Source organism: Ensifer sp. CCNWLY38, assembly GCF_037120565.1.
GTDB lineage: Bacteria > Pseudomonadota > Alphaproteobacteria > Rhizobiales > Rhizobiaceae > Ensifer > Ensifer adhaerens_H.
In genome coordinates this window covers 104,954-127,685 of record NZ_JBBBBO010000010.1, presented here as the reverse complement: position 1 = coordinate 127,685, position 22,732 = coordinate 104,954, and the positions used below count along the sequence as shown (strand labels likewise).

General features: G+C 61.6%; 23 protein-coding genes and 1 tRNA gene. 20 read left to right on the top strand and 4 right to left on the bottom strand.

What is annotated here, in order from left to right; genetic code table 11:
* Positions 1-74: 74 nt before the first annotated feature.
* The 12 genes from nagZ (at position 75) to V7S54_RS21715 (ending at position 11,170) form a co-directional block, all read left to right on the top strand.
* Positions 75-1,091: a beta-N-acetylhexosaminidase gene (gene nagZ / locus V7S54_RS21770; RefSeq protein ID WP_065376926.1), complete on the top strand. Its 1,017-nt coding sequence runs from the start codon at positions 75-77 to the stop codon at positions 1,089-1,091.
* A gap of 36 nt (positions 1,092-1,127) precedes the next feature.
* Positions 1,128-1,994 (top strand): segregation and condensation protein A, encoded by an 867-nt coding sequence (locus V7S54_RS21765; RefSeq protein ID WP_442892591.1) that lies wholly within the window; start codon positions 1,128-1,130, stop codon positions 1,992-1,994.
* Positions 1,987-2,718, top strand: coding sequence for an SMC-Scp complex subunit ScpB (scpB, locus tag V7S54_RS21760; protein ID WP_065376925.1), 732 nt, complete (start codon positions 1,987-1,989; stop codon positions 2,716-2,718). Before V7S54_RS21765 ends, scpB begins: the two co-directional genes overlap by 8 nt.
* 76 nt (positions 2,719-2,794) lie before the next feature.
* Positions 2,795-3,907, top strand: coding sequence for an ABC transporter ATP-binding protein (locus V7S54_RS21755; RefSeq protein ID WP_065376924.1), 1,113 nt, complete (start codon positions 2,795-2,797; stop codon positions 3,905-3,907).
* 93 nt (positions 3,908-4,000) lie between these two features.
* Complete coding sequence (locus V7S54_RS21750) at positions 4,001-4,207, top strand: twin-arginine translocase TatA/TatE family subunit (protein ID WP_065376923.1); 207 nt, start codon at positions 4,001-4,003, stop codon at positions 4,205-4,207.
* A gap of 74 nt (positions 4,208-4,281) precedes the next feature.
* Positions 4,282-4,959, top strand: coding sequence for a Sec-independent protein translocase protein TatB (tatB, locus tag V7S54_RS21745; protein WP_065376922.1), 678 nt, complete (start codon positions 4,282-4,284; stop codon positions 4,957-4,959).
* Entirely contained in the window at positions 4,956-5,798 is an 843-nt protein-coding gene (gene tatC / locus V7S54_RS21740) for a twin-arginine translocase subunit TatC (protein ID WP_065376921.1), read from the top strand. Before tatB ends, tatC begins: the two co-directional genes overlap by 4 nt.
* Positions 5,799-5,844: 46 nt before the next feature.
* Positions 5,845-7,128: a serine--tRNA ligase gene (gene serS / locus V7S54_RS21735; protein WP_065376920.1), complete on the top strand. Its 1,284-nt coding sequence runs from the start codon at positions 5,845-5,847 to the stop codon at positions 7,126-7,128.
* 26 nt (positions 7,129-7,154) lie between these two features.
* Positions 7,155-7,922 carry a 5'/3'-nucleotidase SurE gene (surE, locus tag V7S54_RS21730; RefSeq protein ID WP_065376919.1) on the top strand — a complete coding sequence of 256 codons (768 nt, stop codon included), beginning with the start codon at positions 7,155-7,157 and terminating at the stop codon, positions 7,920-7,922.
* Positions 7,923-8,576 carry a protein-L-isoaspartate(D-aspartate) O-methyltransferase gene (locus V7S54_RS21725; protein WP_057255827.1) on the top strand — a complete coding sequence of 218 codons (654 nt, stop codon included), beginning with the start codon at positions 7,923-7,925 and terminating at the stop codon, positions 8,574-8,576. It abuts the gene before it with no gap.
* A gap of 181 nt (positions 8,577-8,757) precedes the next feature.
* Positions 8,758-9,402 (top strand): biotin biosynthesis protein BioC, encoded by a 645-nt coding sequence (locus V7S54_RS21720; RefSeq protein ID WP_065376918.1) that lies wholly within the window; start codon positions 8,758-8,760, stop codon positions 9,400-9,402.
* Between the two features lie 214 nt (positions 9,403-9,616).
* Positions 9,617-11,170: a peptidoglycan DD-metalloendopeptidase family protein gene (locus V7S54_RS21715; RefSeq protein WP_065376917.1), complete on the top strand. Its 1,554-nt coding sequence runs from the start codon at positions 9,617-9,619 to the stop codon at positions 11,168-11,170.
* 227 nt (positions 11,171-11,397) lie between these two features.
* Here the strand turns inward: V7S54_RS21715 and V7S54_RS21710 are convergent, their stop codons facing one another.
* Positions 11,398-12,267, bottom strand: coding sequence for an ATP-binding protein (locus V7S54_RS21710; protein ID WP_065376916.1), 870 nt, complete (start codon positions 12,265-12,267; stop codon positions 11,398-11,400).
* A gap of 302 nt (positions 12,268-12,569) precedes the next feature.
* Here V7S54_RS21710 and yajC point away from each other — a divergent pair, with 302 nt between their 5' ends.
* The 5 genes from yajC (at position 12,570) to V7S54_RS21685 (ending at position 17,502) form a co-directional block, all read left to right on the top strand.
* The gene (yajC, locus tag V7S54_RS21705; protein WP_065376915.1) at positions 12,570-12,905 is read left to right on the top strand and encodes a preprotein translocase subunit YajC; all 336 of its coding nucleotides are present in this window, start codon (positions 12,570-12,572) and stop codon (positions 12,903-12,905) included.
* Between the two features lie 47 nt (positions 12,906-12,952).
* Positions 12,953-15,523, top strand: a complete 2,571-nt coding sequence (gene secDF, locus V7S54_RS21700) for a protein translocase subunit SecDF (RefSeq protein WP_065376914.1) — start codon at positions 12,953-12,955, stop codon at positions 15,521-15,523.
* Between the two features lies 1 nt (position 15,524).
* Entirely contained in the window at positions 15,525-15,911 is a 387-nt protein-coding gene (locus V7S54_RS21695; protein WP_065376913.1) for an Mth938-like domain-containing protein, read from the top strand.
* Positions 15,912-15,933: 22 nt separating this feature from the next.
* Positions 15,934-16,776, top strand: a complete 843-nt coding sequence (locus tag V7S54_RS21690) for a phytoene/squalene synthase family protein (RefSeq protein ID WP_336408778.1) — start codon at positions 15,934-15,936, stop codon at positions 16,774-16,776.
* 258 nt (positions 16,777-17,034) lie between these two features.
* Positions 17,035-17,502: a hypothetical protein gene (locus tag V7S54_RS21685; protein ID WP_065376911.1), complete on the top strand. Its 468-nt coding sequence runs from the start codon at positions 17,035-17,037 to the stop codon at positions 17,500-17,502.
* 85 nt (positions 17,503-17,587) lie between these two features.
* Here V7S54_RS21685 and trmFO read toward each other — a convergent pair whose 3' ends face one another.
* From trmFO to V7S54_RS21670, 3 genes are all read right to left on the bottom strand, one after another.
* Entirely contained in the window at positions 17,588-19,006 is a 1,419-nt protein-coding gene (trmFO, locus tag V7S54_RS21680; RefSeq protein ID WP_065376910.1) for a methylenetetrahydrofolate--tRNA-(uracil(54)-C(5))-methyltransferase (FADH(2)-oxidizing) TrmFO, read from the bottom strand.
* 98 nt (positions 19,007-19,104) lie between these two features.
* Positions 19,105-19,248: a DUF1127 domain-containing protein gene (locus tag V7S54_RS21675; RefSeq protein ID WP_065376909.1), complete on the bottom strand. Its 144-nt coding sequence runs from the start codon at positions 19,246-19,248 to the stop codon at positions 19,105-19,107.
* 430 nt (positions 19,249-19,678) lie between these two features.
* Complete coding sequence (locus tag V7S54_RS21670) at positions 19,679-19,822, bottom strand: DUF1127 domain-containing protein (protein WP_065376908.1); 144 nt, start codon at positions 19,820-19,822, stop codon at positions 19,679-19,681.
* 926 nt (positions 19,823-20,748) lie between these two features.
* Between V7S54_RS21670 and V7S54_RS21665 the strand changes: the two genes are divergently transcribed.
* The 3 genes from V7S54_RS21665 to V7S54_RS21655 all read left to right on the top strand — a co-directional run bounded on the left by V7S54_RS21665 (position 20,749) and on the right by V7S54_RS21655 (position 22,711).
* Entirely contained in the window at positions 20,749-21,858 is a 1,110-nt protein-coding gene (locus V7S54_RS21665) for a DUF2157 domain-containing protein (RefSeq protein WP_336408777.1), read from the top strand.
* Entirely contained in the window at positions 21,855-22,442 is a 588-nt protein-coding gene (locus V7S54_RS21660; RefSeq protein ID WP_065376906.1) for a GDYXXLXY domain-containing protein, read from the top strand. The genes V7S54_RS21665 and V7S54_RS21660 overlap by 4 nt, the downstream gene beginning before the upstream one ends.
* A 184-nt stretch (positions 22,443-22,626) precedes the next feature.
* Positions 22,627-22,711: transfer RNA gene (locus V7S54_RS21655), tRNA-Leu, on the top strand.
* Positions 22,712-22,732 lie beyond the last annotated feature (21 nt).

Sequence of the window (22,732 nt, the reverse complement as noted above, 5' to 3'; positions counted from 1 at the left end):
TGGCCTTGTGCATGAACGACGGGGCTTCGTCTTTGTGGCTTCGCGCCGGGCGACGCCCGCTCTATGCTCTCTCAATGAGCGAATCAAAAGCATTTATCTCGGGCTGCAAGGGCCTCTCTCTTAACGAAGACGAACGCCAGTTCTTTGCCGGCGAGCGGCCATGGGGCTTCATCCTGTTCGGGCGCAACATCGGCGAGGAGCAGCAGATCTCCGATCTGGTGGCGTCGCTTCGCGACAGCATCGGCAATCCGAACGCGCCTGTGCTCATCGACCAGGAAGGCGGACGCGTGCAGCGCATTCGGCCACCGCTCGTCCAGCAATACCCGAATGGCGCGGCGATCGGCGAAATCTACCGCCGCGACCGGGAGCTCGGTCTGCGCGCTGCCTGGCTGATGGGACGCCTCCACGCCTTCGACCTGATGCGCTTCGGCATCACTGTCGATTGTCTGCCGGTGCTCGATGTGCCGGTGCCTGGCAGCCACGACGTCATCGGCAATCGTGCCTATGGTCACGACCCTGAGACCGTAACGGCGATCGGCCGTGCGATGGGCGAGGGGTTGAAGGCCGGCGGCATGCTGCCTGTCATGAAGCACATGCCCGGTCACGGCCGCACCTTCGTCGACTCGCACCACAATCTGCCGGTGGTCAGTGCTACTTTCGAAGAGCTTGCTGCCAGCGACTTCCTGCCCTTCGTTGCGATGAAGGACGAGGTAATGGCGATGTCGGCCCACATGGTCTTCACGACGATCGACCCGGACAATCCGGCGACGACCTCGGCGAAGGTCGTCCGCGAGATCATTCGCGGTCACATCGGTTTCGACGGTCTCTTGATGTCGGACGACGTCTCGATGAACGCGCTGGCCGGCGACATGACGACCCGCGCGCGCAACATCATTGCCGCGGGGCTTGATCTCGTCTTGCATTGTCATGGCATAATGGAAGAAATGAAGGCCGTCGCCGACGTGGTGCCGGCTCTCGCCGGTGAGAGCCTGCGTCGGGCGAAGGCTGCCGAAGCGGCATTCCGGGCGCCCGACGATGCGAACGAAAGCGATCTACGGACGGAGTTCAACGGCCTGTTCGCGACGGTGTAAGGTAGGCGCGGCCGGCAGGAAAGGATCGGACTGTCAGTGAGCAATGCGGGCGAAAGACAAGGCAAGCCTGCGTCGAAGGCGCCGATGGAGCCCCTGTGGCAGGAAGAGACTGCAGAGCGCGGGCTGCATGAAGAAGCGCTGGTGGTTGATCTTGCCGGTTTCGAAGGCCCGCTCGATCTCCTGCTTCATCTCGCCCGTAGCCAGCGTGTCGATCTTTCGCGCATCTCCGTACTTGCACTCGCCGAGCAATATATCGCCTTCATCGAGCGGGCGCGCAGCATCCGCATCGAGCTTGCCGCCGACTATCTCGTCATGGCGGCATGGCTTGCCTATCTGAAATCGCGCCTGCTGATCCCACAACAGGCGAAGGACGACGGTCCAACGGGCGAGGAAATGGCTTCGGCGCTGGCTTTCCGGCTGAAACGCCTGGAGGCGATGCGTGAGGCGGCAACAAGGCTCATCAATAGAAACCGGCTCGGCCGGGATGTCTTCGTTCGCGGTGCCCCGGAACATATCGTCACGGAGAAGAAGTCCGGTTTCGATGCCTCGCTCTATGATCTCCTGAGCGCCTATGCGAGCCTGCGTCAACGTCAGGCGATCACGCAGGTGACGATCGAGAAGCGCCATGTGTGGTCGCTCGCTGATGCGCGCCTGATACTGGCGCGCATGATCGGCGGTCTCGACGATTGGACAGCGCTCGATCATTTTCTCATCCGCTACATGACGACGCCGAAGGAGCGGGCAACGGTGATCGCCAGTTCCTTCGCTGCTTCGCTCGAGATGGTCCGCGAGGGCCGGCTGGAGATCCGCCAGGAAGAGGCCTTCGCGCCGATCTACCTTCGGCGCGGACCGAACCCGATCGATGCGGAGACGCTTGCCGAAATGGAGGCAGCCCGTGGCTGAAGCCCAAAAGTACGTGCCCGCAGCTTCCGACGAGGACGACGAGATCGGAGCGGCGCCGACCTTCGATCCTCGGTTGGAGCAGGAAGCCGAGCGGATCGCGGAAGCCCTGGTGTTTGCTTCGGCGCAGCCGGTGTCGGAGACCTATATCGAAAGTCGACTGCCGCGTGGTGCCGATGTCGGTCGCATCATGACGCGCCTGAAGGCGCTCTACGCGACACGCGGCGTCAACCTGGTTCAGGTCGCCGACCATTGGGCTTTCCGCACGGCTGCCGATCTCTCCTTCGTCGTGCAGACCGACGAACAGGAGGTCCGCAAGCTCTCGCGCGCTGCGCTCGAAGTTCTCTCGATCATTGCCTACCACCAGCCGGTGACCCGCGCGGAGATCGAGGATATCCGCGGGGTCCAGACGTCGAAGGGCACGCTCGACGTGCTGATGGAAGCGGGCTGGGTCCGCTTCAGGGGGCGCCGGCGCACGCCGGGCCGGCCGGTTACCTTCGGCACCACCCGTGATTTTCTCGATCACTTCGGTCTCGAAGAACTGCGCGACCTGCCGGGTATCGAGGAGCTGAAGGGGGCGGGGCTGCTTTCCGGCCGCGTGCCGTCCAATCTCAATATTCCCGTTCCGGTGGGCGAAGACGAGCTTGCCGAGAACGAAGACCCCATCACCCAGCTCGACCTTGAAGAACTGGGGCTCTTGACACCGAAGGGCGAAGAAGCTGATTAAAACCTGAATGGGGATATCGGCTTTCCCCGGCGCCCGGCCGTTTCAGTGGGCGCGACTGGTGTCAAGGAATGCAAGCATGGTTTCAGATCCGCAGGACGCTCCCGTCATGACAACGCGACGGACGGCGGGCGTATCCTTCGCGGCGAGCCTGACCTTCGAAGATATTCATCACAACTATCACTCCAAGGAAACGATCAAGGGCGTCAGCCTGGCGGCCAAGGCCGGCGAGGTCCTTTGCCTGCTCGGTCCGTCTGGGTCTGGCAAGACGACGTTGCTGCGTATCGCCGCAGGCATCGAGAAGCAGAGCGCGGGACGCCTTCTGCTCAATGGCCAGGAGATTTCCGGCCCCACGGTCTTCCTGCCGCCCGAAAAACGCGGTGTCGGCCTGATGTTCCAGGATTTCGCACTCTTCCCGCACATGTCCATTCGCGACAACGTCCGCTTTGGCCTGACGGCGCTTCCAAAGAAGGAAGCCCTGAACCAGGCGGACGCGGCACTCGAGCGTGTGGGGCTCTCCCACTACGCTAACCAGTACCCGCACGTGCTTTCCGGCGGCGAGCAGCAGCGTGTGGCGCTTGCGCGCGCGCTTGCGCCGCGTCCTGCCGTACTTTTGATGGACGAACCGTTTTCCGGCCTCGACTCGCGTCTGAAGGATTCGATCCGCGCCGATACGCTCGCTATCCTCAGAGAGACCCGGGCGACGGCGATAGTCGTCACCCACGACGCGGAAGAAGCGATGCGCATGGCCGACCGAATTGCGCTGCTGCAAGACGGACGGTTGGTCCAGGTCGGTACGGCAGACGAGCTTTACCGCCACCCGAGAAACCTCTTTGCTGCCGGTTTCTTCTCGGAAATCAATGTGTTCAATGCGCAGGTTCGCAACGGCCGCGTCGATACGCCGGTCGGTACCGTCGCGGCCGGGCGTCACGGTGAAGGGGAACGCGTTTCGGTCGCGGTGCGGCTTTCCGGCGTGCGCGTCGGCGAGGAGAGTGGCGACACGCCTGCGCGCATCGTTTCCCGCCGGTTCATCGGTGTGGTGGAGTTGTTGGAACTGGCCGTGCCGGGCTGCGAGGACATTGTGCGCGCCCGTATCCGCGCGGACCAATTGCCGCAAGGATTGCGTGACGTAATGCTTTCGGTTAACGAGCGGGATATATTGCTGTTTGAAAAAGACGCATCAACGTCTTAGGGTCGATCGCAAGGCGCGATTGTCCGCGGCACGCCTGAAATTTGACATGTGGCAGGCTCTTAATTTTGATGAGAGCCTCAAGGGAGTAAGAGCATGGGGTCCTTAAGCATCTGGCACTGGCTAATTTTTTTGGCGGTGGTCCTGCTATTGTTCGGCCGTGGCAAGATTCCGGAATTGATGGGCGACGTTGCCAAAGGCATCAAGAACTTCAAGAAGGGCATGAGCGAGGACGAAGCCGGTTCGGCTGACAAGACGATCGACAACAAGACGGTCGACCACAAGTCAGACGAAGTTCGCTAACGATCAAGCGTCCGTAGGGCCCGGCTGGCATTGATGCCAGGCGGGCTGGATCATGGATTTGCAGGACATATCAAATGCTTGATATCGGCTGGACCGAGCTTGTCGTCATTGCAATCGTTCTCATTGTCGTTGTCGGGCCGAAGGATCTGCCGCCGATGCTGCGGGCATTCGGGCGCATGACCACGAAATTGCGTGGCATGGCATCCGAGTTTCGTCACCAGTTCGATGAAGCGTTGCGCGAAGCGGATCTGGACGACGTCCGAAAAACGATCAGCGATGCGCAAAGTCTCAACCCGGCAAACGCGTTGCGCGAAGCGATGAACCCGCTCCGCCAGATCGGCAACGATATCAAATCGGACCTGCAGAAGGCTACGACGCCTGACAAGCCCGCCACGATGGGTACCACCGAGCCCGCGGCTGCGGAGCCGGTCATGGCCGCTCCGGTAGCTGTCGCGGAAGCGAAGCCCGCAGATGCGGTCGCCGCTGCGGCCGTAGGCTCTGCCACTCGCCAGCTCGAGCGCGCCGAGGTTGCCGTTCCGGCTGACAAGCCCAAGCGGGTGCCGAAGGCGAAGGCCGATCCGGCACCGGTGGCAAAGAAATCCGCAACGCCAAAGGCAGCTGCGCCCAAAACTCCGGCAGAGCCACCCGCAAAGGCGGTGGCCGAGAAGAAGTCGTCGAAGCCCGCTCCAGCCGAGCCTGCTACCAAGACGTCCAAGCCGCGCGCCAGCACGCGCAAGAAAGGTGAAGCATGAGCGGCGATATCGAGGACCGGCCGCAGCCGCTGATCGAGCATCTGATTGAATTGCGCAGGCGGCTCATTTGGGCCGTCGGAGCGTTCTTTGTTGCCTTCCTCGTCTGCTTCTATTTCGCCAAGGGTCTCTTCAACATCCTAGTGCTGCCCTTCAAATGGGCGGTGGGTTGGGCCGGCCTCAACCATCGCAATATCGAGCTGATTTATACGGCCCCGCAGGAATTCTTCTTTACCCAGATCAAGGTGGCGATGTTCGGCGCAATGGTCATCGCCTTTCCGGTGATCGCCGCGCAGATCTACAAGTTTGTCGCCCCAGGCCTCTACAAGAACGAACGCGCTGCCTTCCTGCCATTCCTGGTCGCGTCGCCGATACTGTTCCTCATGGGGGGCGCCCTGGTCTATTTCTTCTTCACGCCCATGGTCATGTGGTTCTTTCTGGCGATGGAGCAGGGCGGCGGCGAAGGGCAGGTGGCAATCCAGCTCCTGCCAAAGGTATCGGAATACCTGAGTCTGATCATGTCGCTGGTCTTCGCTTTCGGCCTCGTCTTCCAGTTGCCGGTGGTGACGACGTTGCTTGCGCGCGTCGGCCTCGTCACTTCCCAGGGCCTCAAGGATAAGCGAAAGTACGCGATCGTCATTGCGTTCTTCGTCGCAGCCATCTTGACGCCGCCCGATCCCGTTTCCCAGATCGGCCTTGCACTGCCAGCCATCCTTCTCTACGAAATTTCGATCTATACGGCGCGACTCATCGAAAGACAGCGGGCAGCGGACGCGCTCAAGAGCGAAGTTGCCGAGTCGCAGGAAGGATCTTCCGGAGAGGTCGGCCCCGCAAAGGGCTGAGCATTCGAGATTTCGCGCCGTGAGTTGACCAACGCGTGGAACGACAATGCTTGATATCAAATGGATCCGTGAAAATGCCGAGATGCTGGACGCTGCCCTGGCGAAGCGGGGCGCGGAGCCTTTGTCGGCGTCGCTGATCGCCCTCGACGAACGCCGCCGCACGATCCTCCAGTCGCTGCAGGACATGCAGTCGCGCCGCAATGCCGCCTCGAAGGATATCGGTGCGGCGATGGCGCAAAAGAACGCCGAACTTGCCGAAAAACTGAAGGCCGAGGTGGCCGAACTCAAGAACGCCATGCCGGCGCTTGAGGAAGACAGCCGCAAGGTGGAGGCAGAGCTCAACGACGCGCTCTCCCGCATTCCGAACATCCCGCTCGAGGACGTTCCAGTCGGCGAGGATGAGACCGGCAACGTCGTCAAGCGCGTGGTCGGCAACAAGCCCACCTGGAATCACCAGCCGCGCGAGCATTTCGAGATCGGCGAGACGCTCGGCCTCATGGATTTCGAAGGCGCCGCCCGCATTTCCGGCTCGCGCTTCACGATCCTCAAGGGACAATTGGCGCGGCTCGAGCGTGCGCTCGGCCAGTTCATGCTCGACCTGCACACCCAGGAACACGGCTACACCGAAGTGCAGCCGCCGCTCCTCGTGCGCGACGATGCGATGTACGGTACGGGACAGCTGCCGAAATTTTCCGAAGATCTGTTCCGCACGACGGACGGTCGCTGGCTGATCCCGACTGCGGAAGTGCCGCTCACCAACATCGTTCGCGAGCAGATCCTCGAAGGCGAAAAGTTGCCGCTGCGCTTCACCGCGCTGACGCCGTCCTTTCGCTCGGAGGCGGGTTCGGCCGGTCGCGACACCCGCGGCATGCTGCGCCAGCACCAGTTCAACAAGGTCGAACTGGTTTCGATCACCGATGCCGAAACTTCGGTCGACGAGCACGAGCGCATGACGGCCTGTGCGGAAGAGGTGCTGAAGCGCTTGGGTCTTCACTACCGTGTGATGACGCTCTGCACCGGCGACATGGGCTTCGGCGCGCGCAAGACCTATGATCTGGAAGTATGGTTGCCGGGGCAGGATACCTACCGCGAGATTTCGTCCTGCTCGGTCTGCGGCGATTTCCAGGCGCGCCGGATGAATGCCCGCTACCGCACCAAGGAAGACAAGGGCACGCGCTTCGTTCACTCGTTGAACGGTTCCGGTGTCGCCGTCGGGCGCGCGCTGATCGCCGTCATCGAAAACTATCTGAACGAAGACGGTTCGGTATCGGTGCCGGATGTGCTGGTGCGCTATATGGGCGGCCAGACGCGCATCGAGAAGGCCGTCTGAGCCGACGTCAAGGAAGGACGGCAACCATGCGGATCCTGCTGACAAACGATGACGGCATTCACGCTGAAGGTCTCGCTGTGCTCGAAAGGGTCGCCAGGACGATCTCGGACGATGTCTGGGTCGTGGCACCAGAAGCGGACCAGAGCGGTTTGGCGCATTCGCTGACCCTGTCGGAGCCGCTGCGGCTCCGGCAGATCGCGGAGAAGCGCTTTGCCCTCCGGGGCACGCCGACGGATTGCGTAATCATGGCCGTTCGCAAGGTGTTGGACCGGAAGCCTGATCTCGTGCTCTCCGGCGTCAACATTGGTGCCAACATGGCCGATGACGTGACCTATTCCGGCACGGTTGCGGGTGCCATCGAAGGTACGTTGCAGGGCATTCGCTCTATCGCGCTCAGCCAAGCCTATCACCACGTCGTCGGCAAGTCCGTGCCTTGGGATGTAGTTGAGACGCATGCGCCGGGCCTGATCCGCAAAATGATGGCCGTGGACCTGCCCGATGGCACGTTCCTCAACCTCAATTTCCCGAACTGCTCAGCCGACACCGTGGCCGGGATCGAGGTAACGTCGCAAGGCAAGCTCGACTTTGGCCTGTCGATCGATGAGCGGACGGACGGCCGTGGTTTTCCCTACTTCTGGCTGCGCTTCGGCGAGCGGTTCGGCGATTTTCGCGCCGGAACCGACATTCACGCTCTGCGCGAGAATCACATCTCGGTGACGCCGCTCAAGCTCGACTTGACGGACTATAGCGTCCAGGACCGTCTGATGCGGGCTTTGAACGAAGGGGCTCATTGATTGAGCGTGCGCGTTTCGGAACAGGAAGGCTTTGCCAAGATGGTGCTGCGGCTGCGCGCCGCCGGCATCATCAATCATGACCTCCTCAAGGCGGTCGAGCAGACCTCGCGCGGTCAGTTCGCGCCGCCGCAATATCAGGCCGAGGCCTACTCGCAGCGGACGATTCCGCTCGAGTGCGGCTCCTTCATGGAAGGCTATGATTTTGCGGTGCGGTTGCTGCATTGTCTGAACCTGAAGACAGGACAGCGCATCCTCGAGGTCGGCACCGGCAGCGGCTTTACCGCGGCGGTGATGGGGCGGGTGGCTGAGCGTGTCCTGACGATCGACCGCTATCAGACACTCGTCGGTACGGCGCAGAAAAACCTTGAGAAATCAGGCGTTCGCAACGTTATCGTGCGCCATGCCGATGGCAGCGCCGGTGTGCCGGGCGAGGGCACGTTCGACCGCATCCTGATCACCGCTGCCTTCAATAGCCTGCCGCGCATGTTTTCCGATCATCTCGTCTCAGGCGGAACCTTGGTGGTACCGATCATGATGAGCGAGACACATTGCCGGGTCGTTCGGGTCAACCGAACGGGAAGCCGCTTCGACCGCGAGGATCTGTTCGATGCGCCTTACCTTCCGATCGTGCCGCAGCTCGCGTCGTTCCTGTGATACGGCCGCTGCCGAACATCTCCGCCGGCGCTTTGGTGTGTTAAGGAATTCTTAACTGCGTCCAGCCTGGCGCAAGCTTCGCGCCATACCCCTCCACTGCACGATAGGTTCCGCCCACGAGTCGTCGCTCTTGCGCGACCGGGATGTTGCTGCCGGATCGTGAGTTTGACGGAGACGGCAAATGCAGATCGCGAACAGGCTGACGGCCGCAGCATCGGGCGACGGACTGAATAATCTTGCAGGGCGCAACGCCGGCCAGGCGAATTCCGCCGGCAAGGACGAACAGGCCGCACAGGCGCTCGCGGCGAGTTTCTTCGATCCCACTCCGCGCATCTCCCTTTCCGCCGATGCTCTGCTCTATCTCAGCCAGACGAAGAAGGCATCGGACGGACAGCCGGCGCTCAGCCGCGACGAGTGGAACAACCGGCTGTCTCCGCAGCTGGCGCTACGCGAATACCAGGCCTTCGGCAAATTTCTCGATGCCGGGGATCATGAGGCCTACTACAAGAACTTCATCGACTACTACGACAGCCTTCGTCCCGAAGATCAGGACAGCCTGCGCTATTTTGGGACGCGTGAGGCCGCCGTCGCCGGTCTGCGGTCGCTTGAATATGAACAGGCGAGCGGCGCCGACGGCGACACCACGTTCCAGACGCTGGTGAGTGTCCTGCTTGAAGAAGACAAGACCGCTCAGTCCGAAACCCCGGTCCGTCCCGAGGGGCGTCCGATTTTTGCCTGGGATCTGACAAGCATCAGCTATGAAGATGAACCAACGGAGCGGCGTTCCGTTTCGGAAATCGAGCGTCTCTATTCCGAACTGAGCTAGGTTCTCGCGATCGCCGCACGCGGGGCTTCTGCGCCCGCGAAACGTTGCGGGACGCTCACGGTGCCAGGCCGATCGGCATTTTCAGATGGCGGGCCGGGCCTATGGTTAGCGTTTCGTCAAATTAGTCCTTTGGTGGTGCTGACCTTAACCGGGCGGTAACTCTAATACGCTTTAATCATCCCACATCGAGTTGCGTTCGGAGTGGGTAAGCGTCATGCGTCAGTTTGTATCTCCCGGGGTTGGAAAGTCCACGATCCGCCTGTGCGTGGCGGTCCTGCTAGCAGGCGCCGCAACGGGCTGCAGTTCGGATGCCAGCCGATTTGACGGCCTGTTCTCCCGGTCGGACAACATCACCACAAATTCAATTCCGCGCGATGCGACGCCGGTTCCGCGTGGCGACGTGGCAGTCGGTCAGATGGCGGCAGCTTCTCCGGCGGATAACGGTGCTCTCGGCCAACCCTATCCGACTGCAAGCGCGCAGGGCGGCTATGATCCGGTGAATACCGCTTCCACTCCGGTATCGGCTGCCCGTGGTGCGTCAACGCCGATCTCCGTCCAGCGCACGACCCTGGCCGATCCGAGCGCGACGACGCGTCAGCCCGCAGAAGCGCAGCCGTTCCCCGCTGCTCGTCAGCAGGCGGCAATCGCGACGCAGCAGACGCTCCCGGCGGCCGTCAACGAAACCGCAAGCAAGAGCGGCTGGACGACGCAGAATGCCCCGACGATCATGGTTCGGCCCGGCGACAACGTCGCAGTTCTCTCCAAGCGCTTCGGCGTTCCCGAGAAGGAAATTCTGAAGGCCAACGGTCTGCAATCCGCTGCTCAGGTGGAAACCGGCCAGCGCCTGGTCATCCCGACCTTTGGTTCCGTCGGTAGCCCTGCGAAGGGGGCAGCGACCAACTCGATCGCCGGTCTCGATGGTAGCAAGCGCCAGCCTTCGCCCTTGCCCAACGATCAGCGCGACGTCGCAATCCTGCCGGGCTCCGCCCAGTCTCGCGACAAGAACGCTGGCAAGACGGATGTCGTTGCCGGCAAGCCGGCAACGAACGGCGAAGGCAGTGGCGGCGGCACCTACACCGTGAAGCCCGGCGACTCGCTCAATCGCATTGCCAAGACGACGGGCGTGTCTGTCGCAGCCCTCAAGCAGGCGAACGGTCTGAGCGCAGAATCGATCCGCGTCGGCCAGACGCTGCAGCTGCCAGGCGCAACGGGCGCCGCGCCGGACCAGGTCAAAACCGCATCGGTTCCGAGCAAGAAGACTGAGCAGCCGCAGGTTGCCTCACTCGAAAAAGGTAAACCGGCAGAATACCAGCCACCGGCCGCCAAGCAGAGCGTTACGGACGTTGCTGCGCTCAAGGCGGATGTCGATGAGGACTCGCCGAAGTCGACCGGGATCAGCAAGTATCGCTGGCCTGTTCGCGGCGCAGTGGTTGCCGGCTACGGCGCCAACGTCGACGGCAACCGCAACGACGGTATCAACATCTCGGTTCCTGAGGGCACGCCGATCAAGGCGGCCGAGAACGGCGTCGTCATCTACTCGGGCAGCAGCCTGAAGGAACTTGGCAACGCTGTCCTGGTCCGCCATGATGACGGCACGGTCACGGTCTACGGCAACGCTTCCGAACTCAAGGTTCAGCGCGGCCAGAAGGTACAGCGCGGCCAGACGCTCGCGGCTTCCGGCATGACCGGTCGCGCCAGCCAGCCGCAGGTGCACTTCGAGGTGCGCAAGAATGCGACCGCGGTGAACCCTTCGACCTTCCTCGAATAGTCCGGCCTCCAGGTCTGATTGGATCTACTGCATGTCTCGTTAAATCGACCTCGATTTAAGGACAAAGACATGCAGAAAATCAAAGTGCTACAGCGACCTTTGCGCGTCTGATAAGACGCGCGGCGCTGTAGGAAGCGTAGGAATCTGATACCGTCCGCCGGATTTCGGCGGGCGGTATTTTTTGTCTATGGTCGAGCAGATTTGGTAAGCGATCCGATCGCTAGGGCCTATGCGTCCAGCCGATGGCGCATGCGTCCGGCAAGATCCTGAATGAATTGCCAGGCGACGCGGCCGGACCTTGCGCCGCGGGTCGTCGCCCATTCGAGCGCTTCCGCATGCAGGGTTTCGGCCTCGACGGCGAAGCCATAGTGCTTTGCATAGCCATCGACCATGGCAAGGTAGTCTTCCTGGCTGCATTTGTGGAAGCCAAGCCATAGCCCGAAGCGGTCGGACAGCGACACCTTTTCCTCGACCGCTTCGGAAGGATTGATGGCGGTCGACTGCTCGTTTTCCATCATGTGGCGCGGCAGCAGATGGCGCCGGTTCGATGTCGCGTAGAGCAGCACGTTCGACGGCCGACCTTCGACGCCACCGTCGAGTACGGCCTTCAGCGATTTGTAGGACGTGTCGTCATGATCGAAGGACAGGTCGTCGCAGAAGACGATCACGGGCACCGGTGCGGTCTTGAGGATGTCCATCAGGGCGGGCAGGGTGGCGATGTCCTCCCGATGCACCTCGACGAGCTTGACCGCGACGCCGGTATCGCGGGCGACCTGCGCATGCACGGATTTCACCAGCGAAGACTTGCCCATGCCACGGGCGCCCCAGAGGAGCACGTTGTTGGCCGGAAAACCTTCGGCGAAGCGCAGCGTGTTGTCGAGCAGGATGTCACGGACGTGATCGACACCTGATATCAGCGACAACTCGATACGGTTGGGCTTGGCGACCGGTTGCAGGTGATGTGTGGCCGGAGCCCAGACGAAGCATTCGGCGCCGTCCCACTCATTGCTTGCTGCGGCTGGACCGGCCATGCGCTCGATCGCCGCAGAAAGCTTCTGCATTTCCCTGATGAGAACGTCGATCTTTGCTTCCGGCATATGTCTATCTCCAACAACTGAATCAATCATTTGGTCGCGCTGCAATGAAAACGGGGCGCCTGAAACGGCACGCGATTGGCCCGCAATTGCGACGCTACCGTTAACAGACACCCGGTAGCACGCAGGTTTGCGCTGGAAAAGGCCGCAGAGCCCCGTGCGGGGGGTTCTCCTCTTGTCCAAATTGTGTCAGAGGCACAGGAACGGGTAAGGGTGCCGCCGCTTTGCAGAGCGGCCGCGCGCCCCTATATTCCGGCCGATTTGGTGCGGAGGAACCGCCGATATTTGAACTCAAGGAGTGATCGATGTTCATTACCGAAGCTTTTGCGCAGACAGCCGGTGCCCCTTCCGCCGGTGGCGCGGACATTCTCATGTCCATCCTGCCGTTCCTGCTGATCTTTGTTGTCATGTATTTCCTGATCATCCGTCCGCAGCGCGCCCAGATGAAGCGCCGCGAGGAGCTGTTGAAGAACATCCGTCGCGGTGATCAGGTGGTGACCGGCGGCGGCATCGTCGGCAAGGTTACGAAGGTCGTCGATGACAACGAACTCGAAGTCGAAATTGCCGAAGGCGTGAAGATCCGCGTCGTTCGCAGCGGCGTATCTGAAGTTCGCGTCAAAGGCGAACCTGTGAAAGAATAAGGAACGCGGACAGCCACCATCCGACGAACAACTGGAGCGTTTGAGGCATGCGCAGAATCCCGCCGTTGAAACGTATCCTCGTCTGGTTGGTGGCTCTCGCCGGCATCGCCTTCGCGTTGCCGAATGTTCTGAGCCGTGAAGAGGCAGCCGGACTACCGTCCTGGATGCCGCATCGCCAGGTGGCGCTCGGCCTTGATCTCCAGGGAGGCTCGCACTTCATGCTGCGGGCCGCGCGCAGCGACATCGTCGCCGAGAGGCTCGAAGCGGTCGCCAGCGAAGTCGGCAAGTCCCTGCGCGATGCCGATATCGCCTATATCGGTCTGTCGGGCGAAGGTCAGTCGATTTCGTTCCGGGTTCGGGACCGTGCGCAACTCCCCGCCGCTCGCGATAAGCTGAAGACACTGACGGCGCCGGTCGAGGCTGGCGGATTTGACTCCGGGTCGATTTCCGAAGTTGTGTTTGACAGCGCCGACGAGGATGAACTCGTCCGCCTGCGCCTGACCGACGAAGGCATCGACTACCGGCTGTCACTGGCCCTTGCGCAGTCTATCGATGTGGTGCGTCGCCGCGTCGCTGAAGTTGGCGTTCTGGAGCCGCTGATCCAGCGCCGTGGCGAAGATCGGCTCATCGTCCAGGTGCCGGGGCTCGACGACCCACAACGATTGAAAGATCTGCTCAGCCAAAGCGCATATCTGACTTTCAGATTGCTGGATACGTCCGTGCCCGTTGAGCGAGCCGTCGATGGCCAGGTGCCAGTGGGCGCAGAAGTCCTCTATTCCTATGACGATCCGCCGGTTCCCTATCTGGTCCAGAAGGAAGCATTGCTGGCGGCGGCCAGTTTTGCCGCCGCGCAGCCGGAAGCCGATGCCGGCGCCGATACGGCGACGGTCGCGGTCAAGCTCGATGCGGCCGCGCAGCAGCGGGTTGCTGCCGTCACGGCGCAGCAGCCGGAGGCGAAGATTGCGATCGTTCTTGATGGCCAGGTTGCCGCAACGCCCAATCTTTCGGATGCCGTCAAGGGCGACACGGCGCGCATTTCTGCCGAGCTTCCGGCCGACTCTGCTGCGGATCTTGCCGCCCTCATCAGGACCGGACCGCTCCCGACACCGCTGACTTTCGTCGAGGAGCGGACGGTCGGCCCTGGTGTCGGTGATGACGCGATCGCCGATGGGCTCAAGGCAGGGCTTGTCGCGGCGATCGCCGTCGCCGCCTCGATGATCTTCTTCTACGGCGTTTTCGGTGTCTTTGCCGTCATCGCGCTCGCTTTGAATATCGTCTTGATCCTTGCGGCTCTTTCCGTGTCGGGGGCAACGCTGACCCTGCCCGGGATTGCCGGCATCATCCTGACGATCGGCGTCGCGGTCGATTCGAACGTGCTGATCTACGAGCGCCTTCGCGAGGAGGTTCGAGGTGGCGAGCCGTTGCGCCGCACGATCAACAACGCCTTCTCTCGCGTGTTCAGCAGCATCTTCGACGCCAACCTGACGATGCTGATCGCCAGCGCCATCCTGTTCTATCTCGGTTCCGGGCCGGTGCGCGGTTTCGCCGTCACTCTCGCGATCGGCAGCGTCACGACGCTTTTCACCGCCTATACGGTGACACGTCTGATCGTGAAGCGTTGGCTCCGGCAGTGGAAGTCGGAACGCCTGCCGAAGGGCATTCGAACCGGGCGCTTCAGCGATCTGGACATCCGCTTTATGCGGATCCGTAATCCGGTGTTCATCCTGATGGCCGCCTTGTCGGCCGCCTCGGTGCTCCTGCTTGCGGGTATCGGGCTCAATCTGGGTGTGGACTTCAAGGGCGGCTCGATCATCGAGCTGCACTCCAAGGGCGGTCCCGTCGACGTTGCCGACCTCCGCACCCGCCTCGACGAGCTGAACTTTGGCGAGGTCCAGGTCCAGCAACTGGGCTCGGGCGAGGACGTGCTGGTGCGGGTTCCGTCTCAAGAAGCAGGCGACAATGCCGAGCAGACCGCAGCCAGCGTCATCAGGACGGAGCTGGCCGACGAATACGACTTCCGCCGCGTCGAAGTGGTTGGCCCGGTTGTTTCGGGCGAGCTGACGCGCGCCGGAACGCTTGGGCTCGCAATCTCGTTCGTGGCGATCCTGCTCTATGTCTGGCTGCGTTTCGAGTGGCGCTTTGCCGTCGGTGCGATTATCGCGACCGTGCACGACGTGCTGCTGACGATCGGGTTCCTGGTGCTGACGGGCATCGAGTTCAATCTCGGCAGTATCGCCGCCGTTCTCACCATCGTCGGCTACTCGTTGAACGATACAGTTGTGATCTACGATCGCATTCGCGAGAATCTCGGCCGTTACAAGCGCATGCCGCTGTCGGTACTGATCGATACATCGATCAACCAGACGCTCTCGCGCACGATCCTGACGGCGCTGACGACCATTCTGGCGCTTGCTGCGCTCTATCTCTTCGGCGGCGGCCTCATTCGCTCATTCAGCATCACCATGCTGTTTGGTGTCGTCGTCGGGACGATCTCCTCTATCTATATCGCCGGCCCGATCCTCATCCTCTTCAGGAAGCGGACTGACCACATTCCGGGGGACGAAAACGCGTCCGGCGCGGATACGGGTGCCGCCGGCGCGGCAAAGGGTACAGTTTGAAATGCCCAAGGGTATTGAAATTCGCGAAGCGCATTTTCCGGGCCGCGCACCGATCGATGCCTATGGCAACGGCGGCTTTCGCTTTGCGGACATGTCGCATCGCGGCTCGATCCTGATGCTGCCCTCGGGCGTCTATGCCTGGGACGTGGCCGAAGGCGATCCCCTGGCCGTCGAGAAATTCCGCAGGGTCATCGATGAGGCGAAAGACATCGAAGTGCTGCTGGTCGGCACCGGTAAAGACATCCGCCCGCTGCCCGCCGACGTGAAGGCCGCGCTGCGTGCCGTCAATGTATCGTCGGATCCGATGAGCACCGGGGCTGCGGTTCGCACCTACAATGTGATGCTGGCCGAATCGCGTGCTGTCGCCGTCGCGCTGATCGCTGTCTGATCGGGCATTCGGGGAAGACCACGTGCAAGACATTTCCGCTCAGATCCTGGCCGACCTCAGGGATACGGACCGCGACCGCTATCTCGCCTGCCTGCTTGCCCCCGCCGACAAACAGCGCTCGCTCGCAGCGCTCTATGCCTTCAACGCGGAGATCGCGCGAATTCGCGATCTCGTGCATGAGCCGATTCCAGGCGAAATCCGCATGCAGTGGTGGCGCGATCTCATCGGCAACGATGCCGCGTCCGGTGAGGGGCATCCGCTTGCTGAAGCGCTGCTGCAGTGCATTCGCGAGCACAGGCTGCCGGTCTCGGTCTTGCAGAACATGATCGATGCCCGGATCTTCGATCTCTACGACGACCCCATGGAAGACCGCTCGGCGCTCGAGGGTTATGCCGGCGAGACCGCTTCGGCCTTGATCCAGCTCTCGTCGCTGGTGCTTGACCCGCAGAATGCTGCAAAATCGGCGGAAGCCGCCGGTCACGCCGGTGTGGCGCAGACTGTCGCCGGCCTCCTGATGCTGTTGCCGCTGCATCTGAGACGCGGCCAGGTCTATTTGCCGGCAGAACTGCTGCGCGCGACCGGTATTGATCGGGAAACGCTTATTGCCGGGAAAGAGAGCGACGGCATCGGCCGGGCGATCAGGGCATTTTCTGGGTTCGGGCGGGATCATCTGGCCAAGGCACGGGCTCAGATAGCGACTATCTCGCCGTCGAATTTTGCCGCCTTCGTGCCGCTTGCGTTGGCCGAGCCGATCTTCGATCGCGCCGAGGCGGCTGGCGCTGGACTTTTGAAGACGCCAATCCGTCCGGCGCAATGGCGGCGGCAATGGTGGATGTGGCGCGCCGCGCGGCGTCGTCGCTTCTAGGTCAATTCCAGGAAAAGTGTGAAACGGTTTTCCGTCCGGATTTGCGTAATTTCAAAGACTTAGATCACTTCAGTTTTTCGATGAAACAATGAAATGATCTAACGCGGCAAGGCAGCCGGTTGTAGCGGAGCGGCTGCCCGGTAAAAAACCGATGCGTTCAGCACGGGCGCGCCTTACGGGACGCCAAATTGGCACAAGCCTCGCGGCGTATAGAAGCGGTTTATCGGCGTCATGCCGAGCGAAGGGGAGCGCCCGCGGATGCTTTGGTTATTGCTCATCGCCGTCATTGTTCTGGCCGGCGCATTCTACATGTGGATGAACGCCCGTGCCGAGCGGGATTGGGATAATCCCGATGCAGGCTCTGCGATGGTGGAGTTCGGGCGCGCGTTTCCGGATGAAGCGATCCGGGCGCTGCATTCCACCGCGGACCGCAAGGCGATCTTCCTGAGGCTGCACGACGGCAAGGCGGGCTTCATCCAATCGCATGGCACGCATTATGTCTGCCACGTCATCCAGCCTGGAAAGGTCCGGGTGAACAGCTCGGAGAGCGGCCGTGGGCTGATCGTGCATTTCCCCGACTTTGCCTATCTGGACAATGCTTTCGAGTTCCAGAACGCCGGCGAGGCGGCGGAAGTTTCTCTGTGGCTGCTCGGCAGCTTCAACCCGAAATCGGAATTCACGCAGCCGGACTCGGAACCGTCCCCTACAGCGCAGGCGAGCGAGTAGCGACTTCACAGATCCATTCAAAAGAAACGGCCCGCTGGCATCATCGCGAGCGGGCCGTTTCGTCGTTCTGGTCTTGTATTCGCCGTCAGGCGGACTTGCCGAGCCATGCGGCGCAATCGGCGAGCGCACGCGACGCCGTTGCCTGCTTCTTGGCAGCGGCCTTTTCCTTGCCACGGAAGCGCTTGGCGCCCTCCGGCTTGGTGATTGCGCCCGGTTCGAGCGGCGGGAACAGACCGAAATTGACGTTCATCGGCTGGAACGAACGTTTGCCCGGCTCATCGTCGGAAACGATGTGCCCACCGGTAATATGGTTCAGCAGCGCGCCGAAGGCGGTGGTCGTTGGCGGTGCGGCCAAAGTCTCGCCCTTGCGCTCAGCGGCGGCGAAGCGCCCGGCGAGCAGGCCGATGCTGGCGCTCTCCACGTATCCTTCGCAGCCGGTGATCTGACCGGCAAAGCGCAGGCCCGGGCGCGACTTCAGCGTCAGTGTTCGGTCGAGCAACGTCGGCGAATTGATGTAGGTGTTGCGGTGCAGGCCGCCGAGGCGCGCAAATTCGGCATTCTCCAGGCCCGGGATCATCCGGAAGACTTCCGCCTGGGCGCCGTATTTCAGCTTGGTTTGGAAGCCGACCATGTTGTAGAGCGTGCCGAGCGCATTGTCCTGGCGCAGCTGCACGACGGCATAGGGCTTGACCGTGGGGTTATGGGCATTGGTGAGGCCCATCGGCTTCATCGGCCCGTAGCGAAGCGTCTCGCGGCCGCGCTCGGCCATCACCTCGATCGGCAGGCAGCCATCGAAATAGGGCGTACCTTCCCACTCCTTGAAGCCGGTCTTGTCGCCGGCGACCAGCGCGTCGACGAAGGCGTTGTACTGCTCCTCGGTCATCGGGCAGTTGATGTAGTCCTTGCCGGTGCCGCCGGGGCCGACCTTGTCGTAGCGCGACTGGTACCAGCAGACGTCCATGTCGATCGTCTCGGTGTAGACGATCGGCGCGATGGCATCGAAGAAGGCGAGCGCATCAGCGCCCGTTTCCGTGCGGATGGCTTCTGCAAGATCGGGTGCCGTCAACGGGCCGGTCGCGATGACCGCGAGGTCCCATTCCCTCGGCGGCAGGCCGGTGATTTCTTCGCGCACGACCGTGATCAGCGGATGGGCGGCAATCGCAGCGCTGACGGCGTCAGAGAAGCCGTCGCGATCGACGGCGAGCGCGCCGCCGGCCGGAACCTGGTTGGCATCGGCGGACTTCATGATCAGCGAGCCGGCAAGGCGCATTTCCGCATGCAGAACGCCGACCGCATTGCTGGTCGCATCATCCGAGCGGAACGAGTTGGAACAGACGAGTTCGGCGAGACCGTCGGTCTTGTGTGCATCGGTGCCGCGCACACCGCGCATCTCGTGCAGCACGACCGGGACGCCGGCCTCGGCGATCTGCCAGGCAGCCTCCGAACCGGCAAGGCCGCCGCCGACGACATGGATGGGGGAGTGGGGAGAGGTGTCTTTGCTCATGGCCGGCTTCCTATCACGCCTCGGCCCTCGGTTCCAACGTCAATAAACGAAAACGGCGCCCGAAGGCGCCGTCTTGGAAGTCTGGTCGTTCGTTCCGATTAACGGAAAGAACGGGCCGCAATGTTGCGGATGTCGTAGCGGGTGATGCCGATGTCATTGAGAGCGTGGGTCGACAGGTTGCCGAGCTCGCTGACGGTGCGGCGGTAGTTGATCCAGCTTTTTGCGATACGAATCGGGTTCATGGTCTTTTCCTCAAATCAGGTTGTCGCGACAGCCATCTGTCTGCGTCGTTGAGGTTCTTATACGCTTGTCTAATTAGAAGGTGGAGTGCAAAGAAAATGCAGCTGCTATGCATTTGTGCAGTGCATCGCCGCATAGATGGGCACCGCTTCAAAAGGCGGCATCAATTAACGATTGATTAAAATGCGGATCACTACGCTCTAGTGTTTTGTTTTTCATATCTTTTTGGAATTGGAGCGCGAGCGGTTGCAATGCGTGCCACGAGGGTGGTGCTCGCTGCTCGCTCCGATGTCGCCGGCCAGGTGCGCAACAGCATTTCGCACGTGCGAAAGGGCGGCGGTGACGCCAGAGCAAGAGGCAAAAGAAAACGCCCCCCGGAATGAACCGGAGGGCGTTTACTGGAGGTCGGGCGCGCTTGAAGCGCAGCCTGAATTACTTGATCGCCTGGCGAGCAACGTAGGGGATGTCGCCGCGGCCGATGCCGAGGTCGCTCAGCTCACGGTCGCTCATGCGGCCGAGTTCGTTGCAGGTCTGACGATACTTGCGCCAATTGTTGAAAGAACGTGCGAGGTTCATGATCCTATCCTTTCTAGGGTCGTGTGCCAGCGCTCATCTCTCTTGCTGGCCGTCATCTGATGCTCTGGAATATAATCGTTTTGAGCAGAAGTTACAGAGATAATGCTGCATCGCACCCATGCAGCACGTGCAAGCCTGAGCGCGGCGGACAGATGTCGGATGGCGTTCGAAACGCACCTGCAATCAGGTTCTGATGATTGAAGCTTTCGACCCAAATCGAGGGCCGGAAAACAAACAACGCTCGCTGGGGGAGGAGATCCAGCGAGCGTCGCTTTGTTCTGATCGGCAACCGGGAGGAGGAGTGTCGCCGATCCAAATCGAGGGGCGCTGGGAGGAGGAGTGCGCCGCCCCGATCGATGAGTTGAAGATAGTACAGAGCCGGGCGGAGGGGTAGCGCTGATCCAGAATGGCACCTATGCGCCTAGTGCATGACTGCGAACGGAATAGCGAAAATGTGCACGAATATTGTGCAATTGCTCAAAGGTGGAGGCTTTCGTGCGGGGGAGGGCCGAAAAACAATAACGCCCGCTGGGGGAGGAGGTCCAGCGAGCGTCATTTGGAGTGACTGGCAACTGGGAGGAGGAGTGTTGCCAGTCTGATCGGAAGAGCGTTGGGAGGAGGAGTACGCTCGACCGAATTCTGTCGGGCCTTTCTCAGTAAACTGAGGCGGTTGGCCGTTTCCGCCGGCGACCGTCTGGCTTCATGCCGTCGTTCGCTTTTGATGATTTGAATATAGGGGCTTTAAATCGATTTGTGCAGTGCAATATCCGCATGGAAGATATGCGCATCGCGCAAGCCGTTCATCAGTCCCTCTCGGCTCGGGACCGCAGTCGCGACAGAGCGATTGTGTTTCCGCGCCGATACGTGGTTAGTTGGTGACGCAACGGGATCATTTCAAGCATTGGATTCTTAGGGCTGGGGGCAGGATGTATCGCGCGCGTCTCGAACGAGACTTCAGGCACTGGATCGACAAGGGGCTGCTGCAGGAAGATGCCGCGCGCGCCATGCTTGCCGAGTATGACGGACGCGAGTCGACGTTCCGGGCAGGGCGCGTTCTGCTTATGCTGGCGGCCCTCCTGTTATCCGCATCGATTCTGTTGCTTGTTGCCGCCAATTGGGAGGAGCTGCCGCGCCTCGCGCGCGTCGCCGGCATCGTCGCATTGATCTGGGGCTTCCACTTCGCTGCTGCCTGGCTGATCCGGAGTGGCAGGACGACACTTGCCGCCGCGGCGCTGGTTCTGGGCGCGGCGGCCTTTGGCGGCGGTATCGCGCTCGTCGGGCAGATGTATCATCTGTCGGGCGATGCGGCGGATGCAGCGCTGCTCTGGTTCGTCGGCGCCTGCCTTTCGGCGCTCGCGTTTCGCTCTGCAGCGATGGCAACGGTCTCTGGCGGGCTCGCGTGGTTCTATTTCGGTACCATGTTGACTGAAAGTGATTTCAGCACGGCTTCTGACTGGCACTTGTGGTCCGTGCCGGTTCTGGCCGTGATCGTCGTTCTTCTGGTCCGCTTCACGGAGGCGGGCAGCGCCCGGCATCTGGCCTACCTGCTCGTCCTTTCCTGGCTCGGCTGGCTGTATCTGGATAGTCCGTCACTTGCTTTCGCGGTCGGCCTCGCAGTCCTCGGCCTTGCGGCCTTTCTGGTGGCGACCCTGCCAGGCTCGCCCGTGCGCCAACTTGCGCTCGAGGCGGGCTCAGCGCCCGCTTTCTATTCCTTCGCGCTCGCCCTGCTTGGTTTCACCGGACTTCAATACGAGGCGGTTGGGCTGACGACGGAGGTCGCGACCGGAACAGGCACGCTGTTGGTTGCGCTCCTGGGCATTGCGCTTGCCGGTGCGCAGAACGGGGCGGTGCGTTATCTCGGTTACATCGCCTTTGCCGGCGAGCTTCTCTATCTCGCGTTCGAAACCTTGGGATCGATGCTTGGCACATCGGGATTCTTCCTGATTTCGGGCCTTGTCGTCGCGTGCATCGCCTGGCTGGTCATTCGGATCGAGGGGCACATGGCGCGAACGCGCCAGTCGGAGGTTTCTCAATGAGTAGTGGCGCATCGACCAGACGTTGGCTGAACCCGCTGCTCGCGGCCTTGCTCGTGGCCGGCGTCCAGACGGCGGCGCTCGGCTACATGATCGAAAGCAGGGCTTCGATCCTCAGAAGCGGGCGGGACGTCCTTCTGAAGACCGTGCCCGTCGATCCGCGCGACCTGCTCAGAGGCGACTATGTGATTCTGAGCTACGATATTTCCAGGCTGCAGCCGGAGCTGCTTAAAGGTGCCCTTCCGGCGCAATCGGGTGAGGTGATGCTCTATGTTCGGCTGGAGAAGCAGCCCGACGGTTTCTGGACGGCGACGGAAGCATCGTTTCAGCCGCTGCCGGTGACCGGCGACAGCGTCGTGCTCCGCTCACTTCCATTCTCCTACTATCCGTCGTCGTCGCCGCTGCCTTTGACTGTGGACTACGGCATCGAGCGCTTCTACGTGCCGGAGGGTGAAGGGCGCACATTGGAGGAGGCGCGCAATGCCGAGGCGCTCTCCGTCAACATCCGCGTTGATGGCAAGGGCAGGGCGCAGATCCGCGAGATCGCGGTCAACGGAAGCCCGGTCTATGAAGAGCCGCTTTATTGAGGTCTTGCGTGCGCGCTCCGATCCGTCGTGGAATACCGTATTTTCCCTTTGATCCCGCGAAAACGAGTGATATAGAGACGCCGCGCTCGGGAAAGCCCTGAACTTTCAGCATGCCCATTGTATCCGCGGTATTCCGCTGGTTGGACTTGCGGAAAATACGGTCAGGCGGTGCGATTGTCTGAACGCGGGTATGGTGAAATTGGTAGACACGCCAGATTTAGGTTCTGGTGCCGCAAGGCGTGGGAGTTCAAGTCTCTCTACCCGCACCAGACAGCGATCGCGCCTAAAGT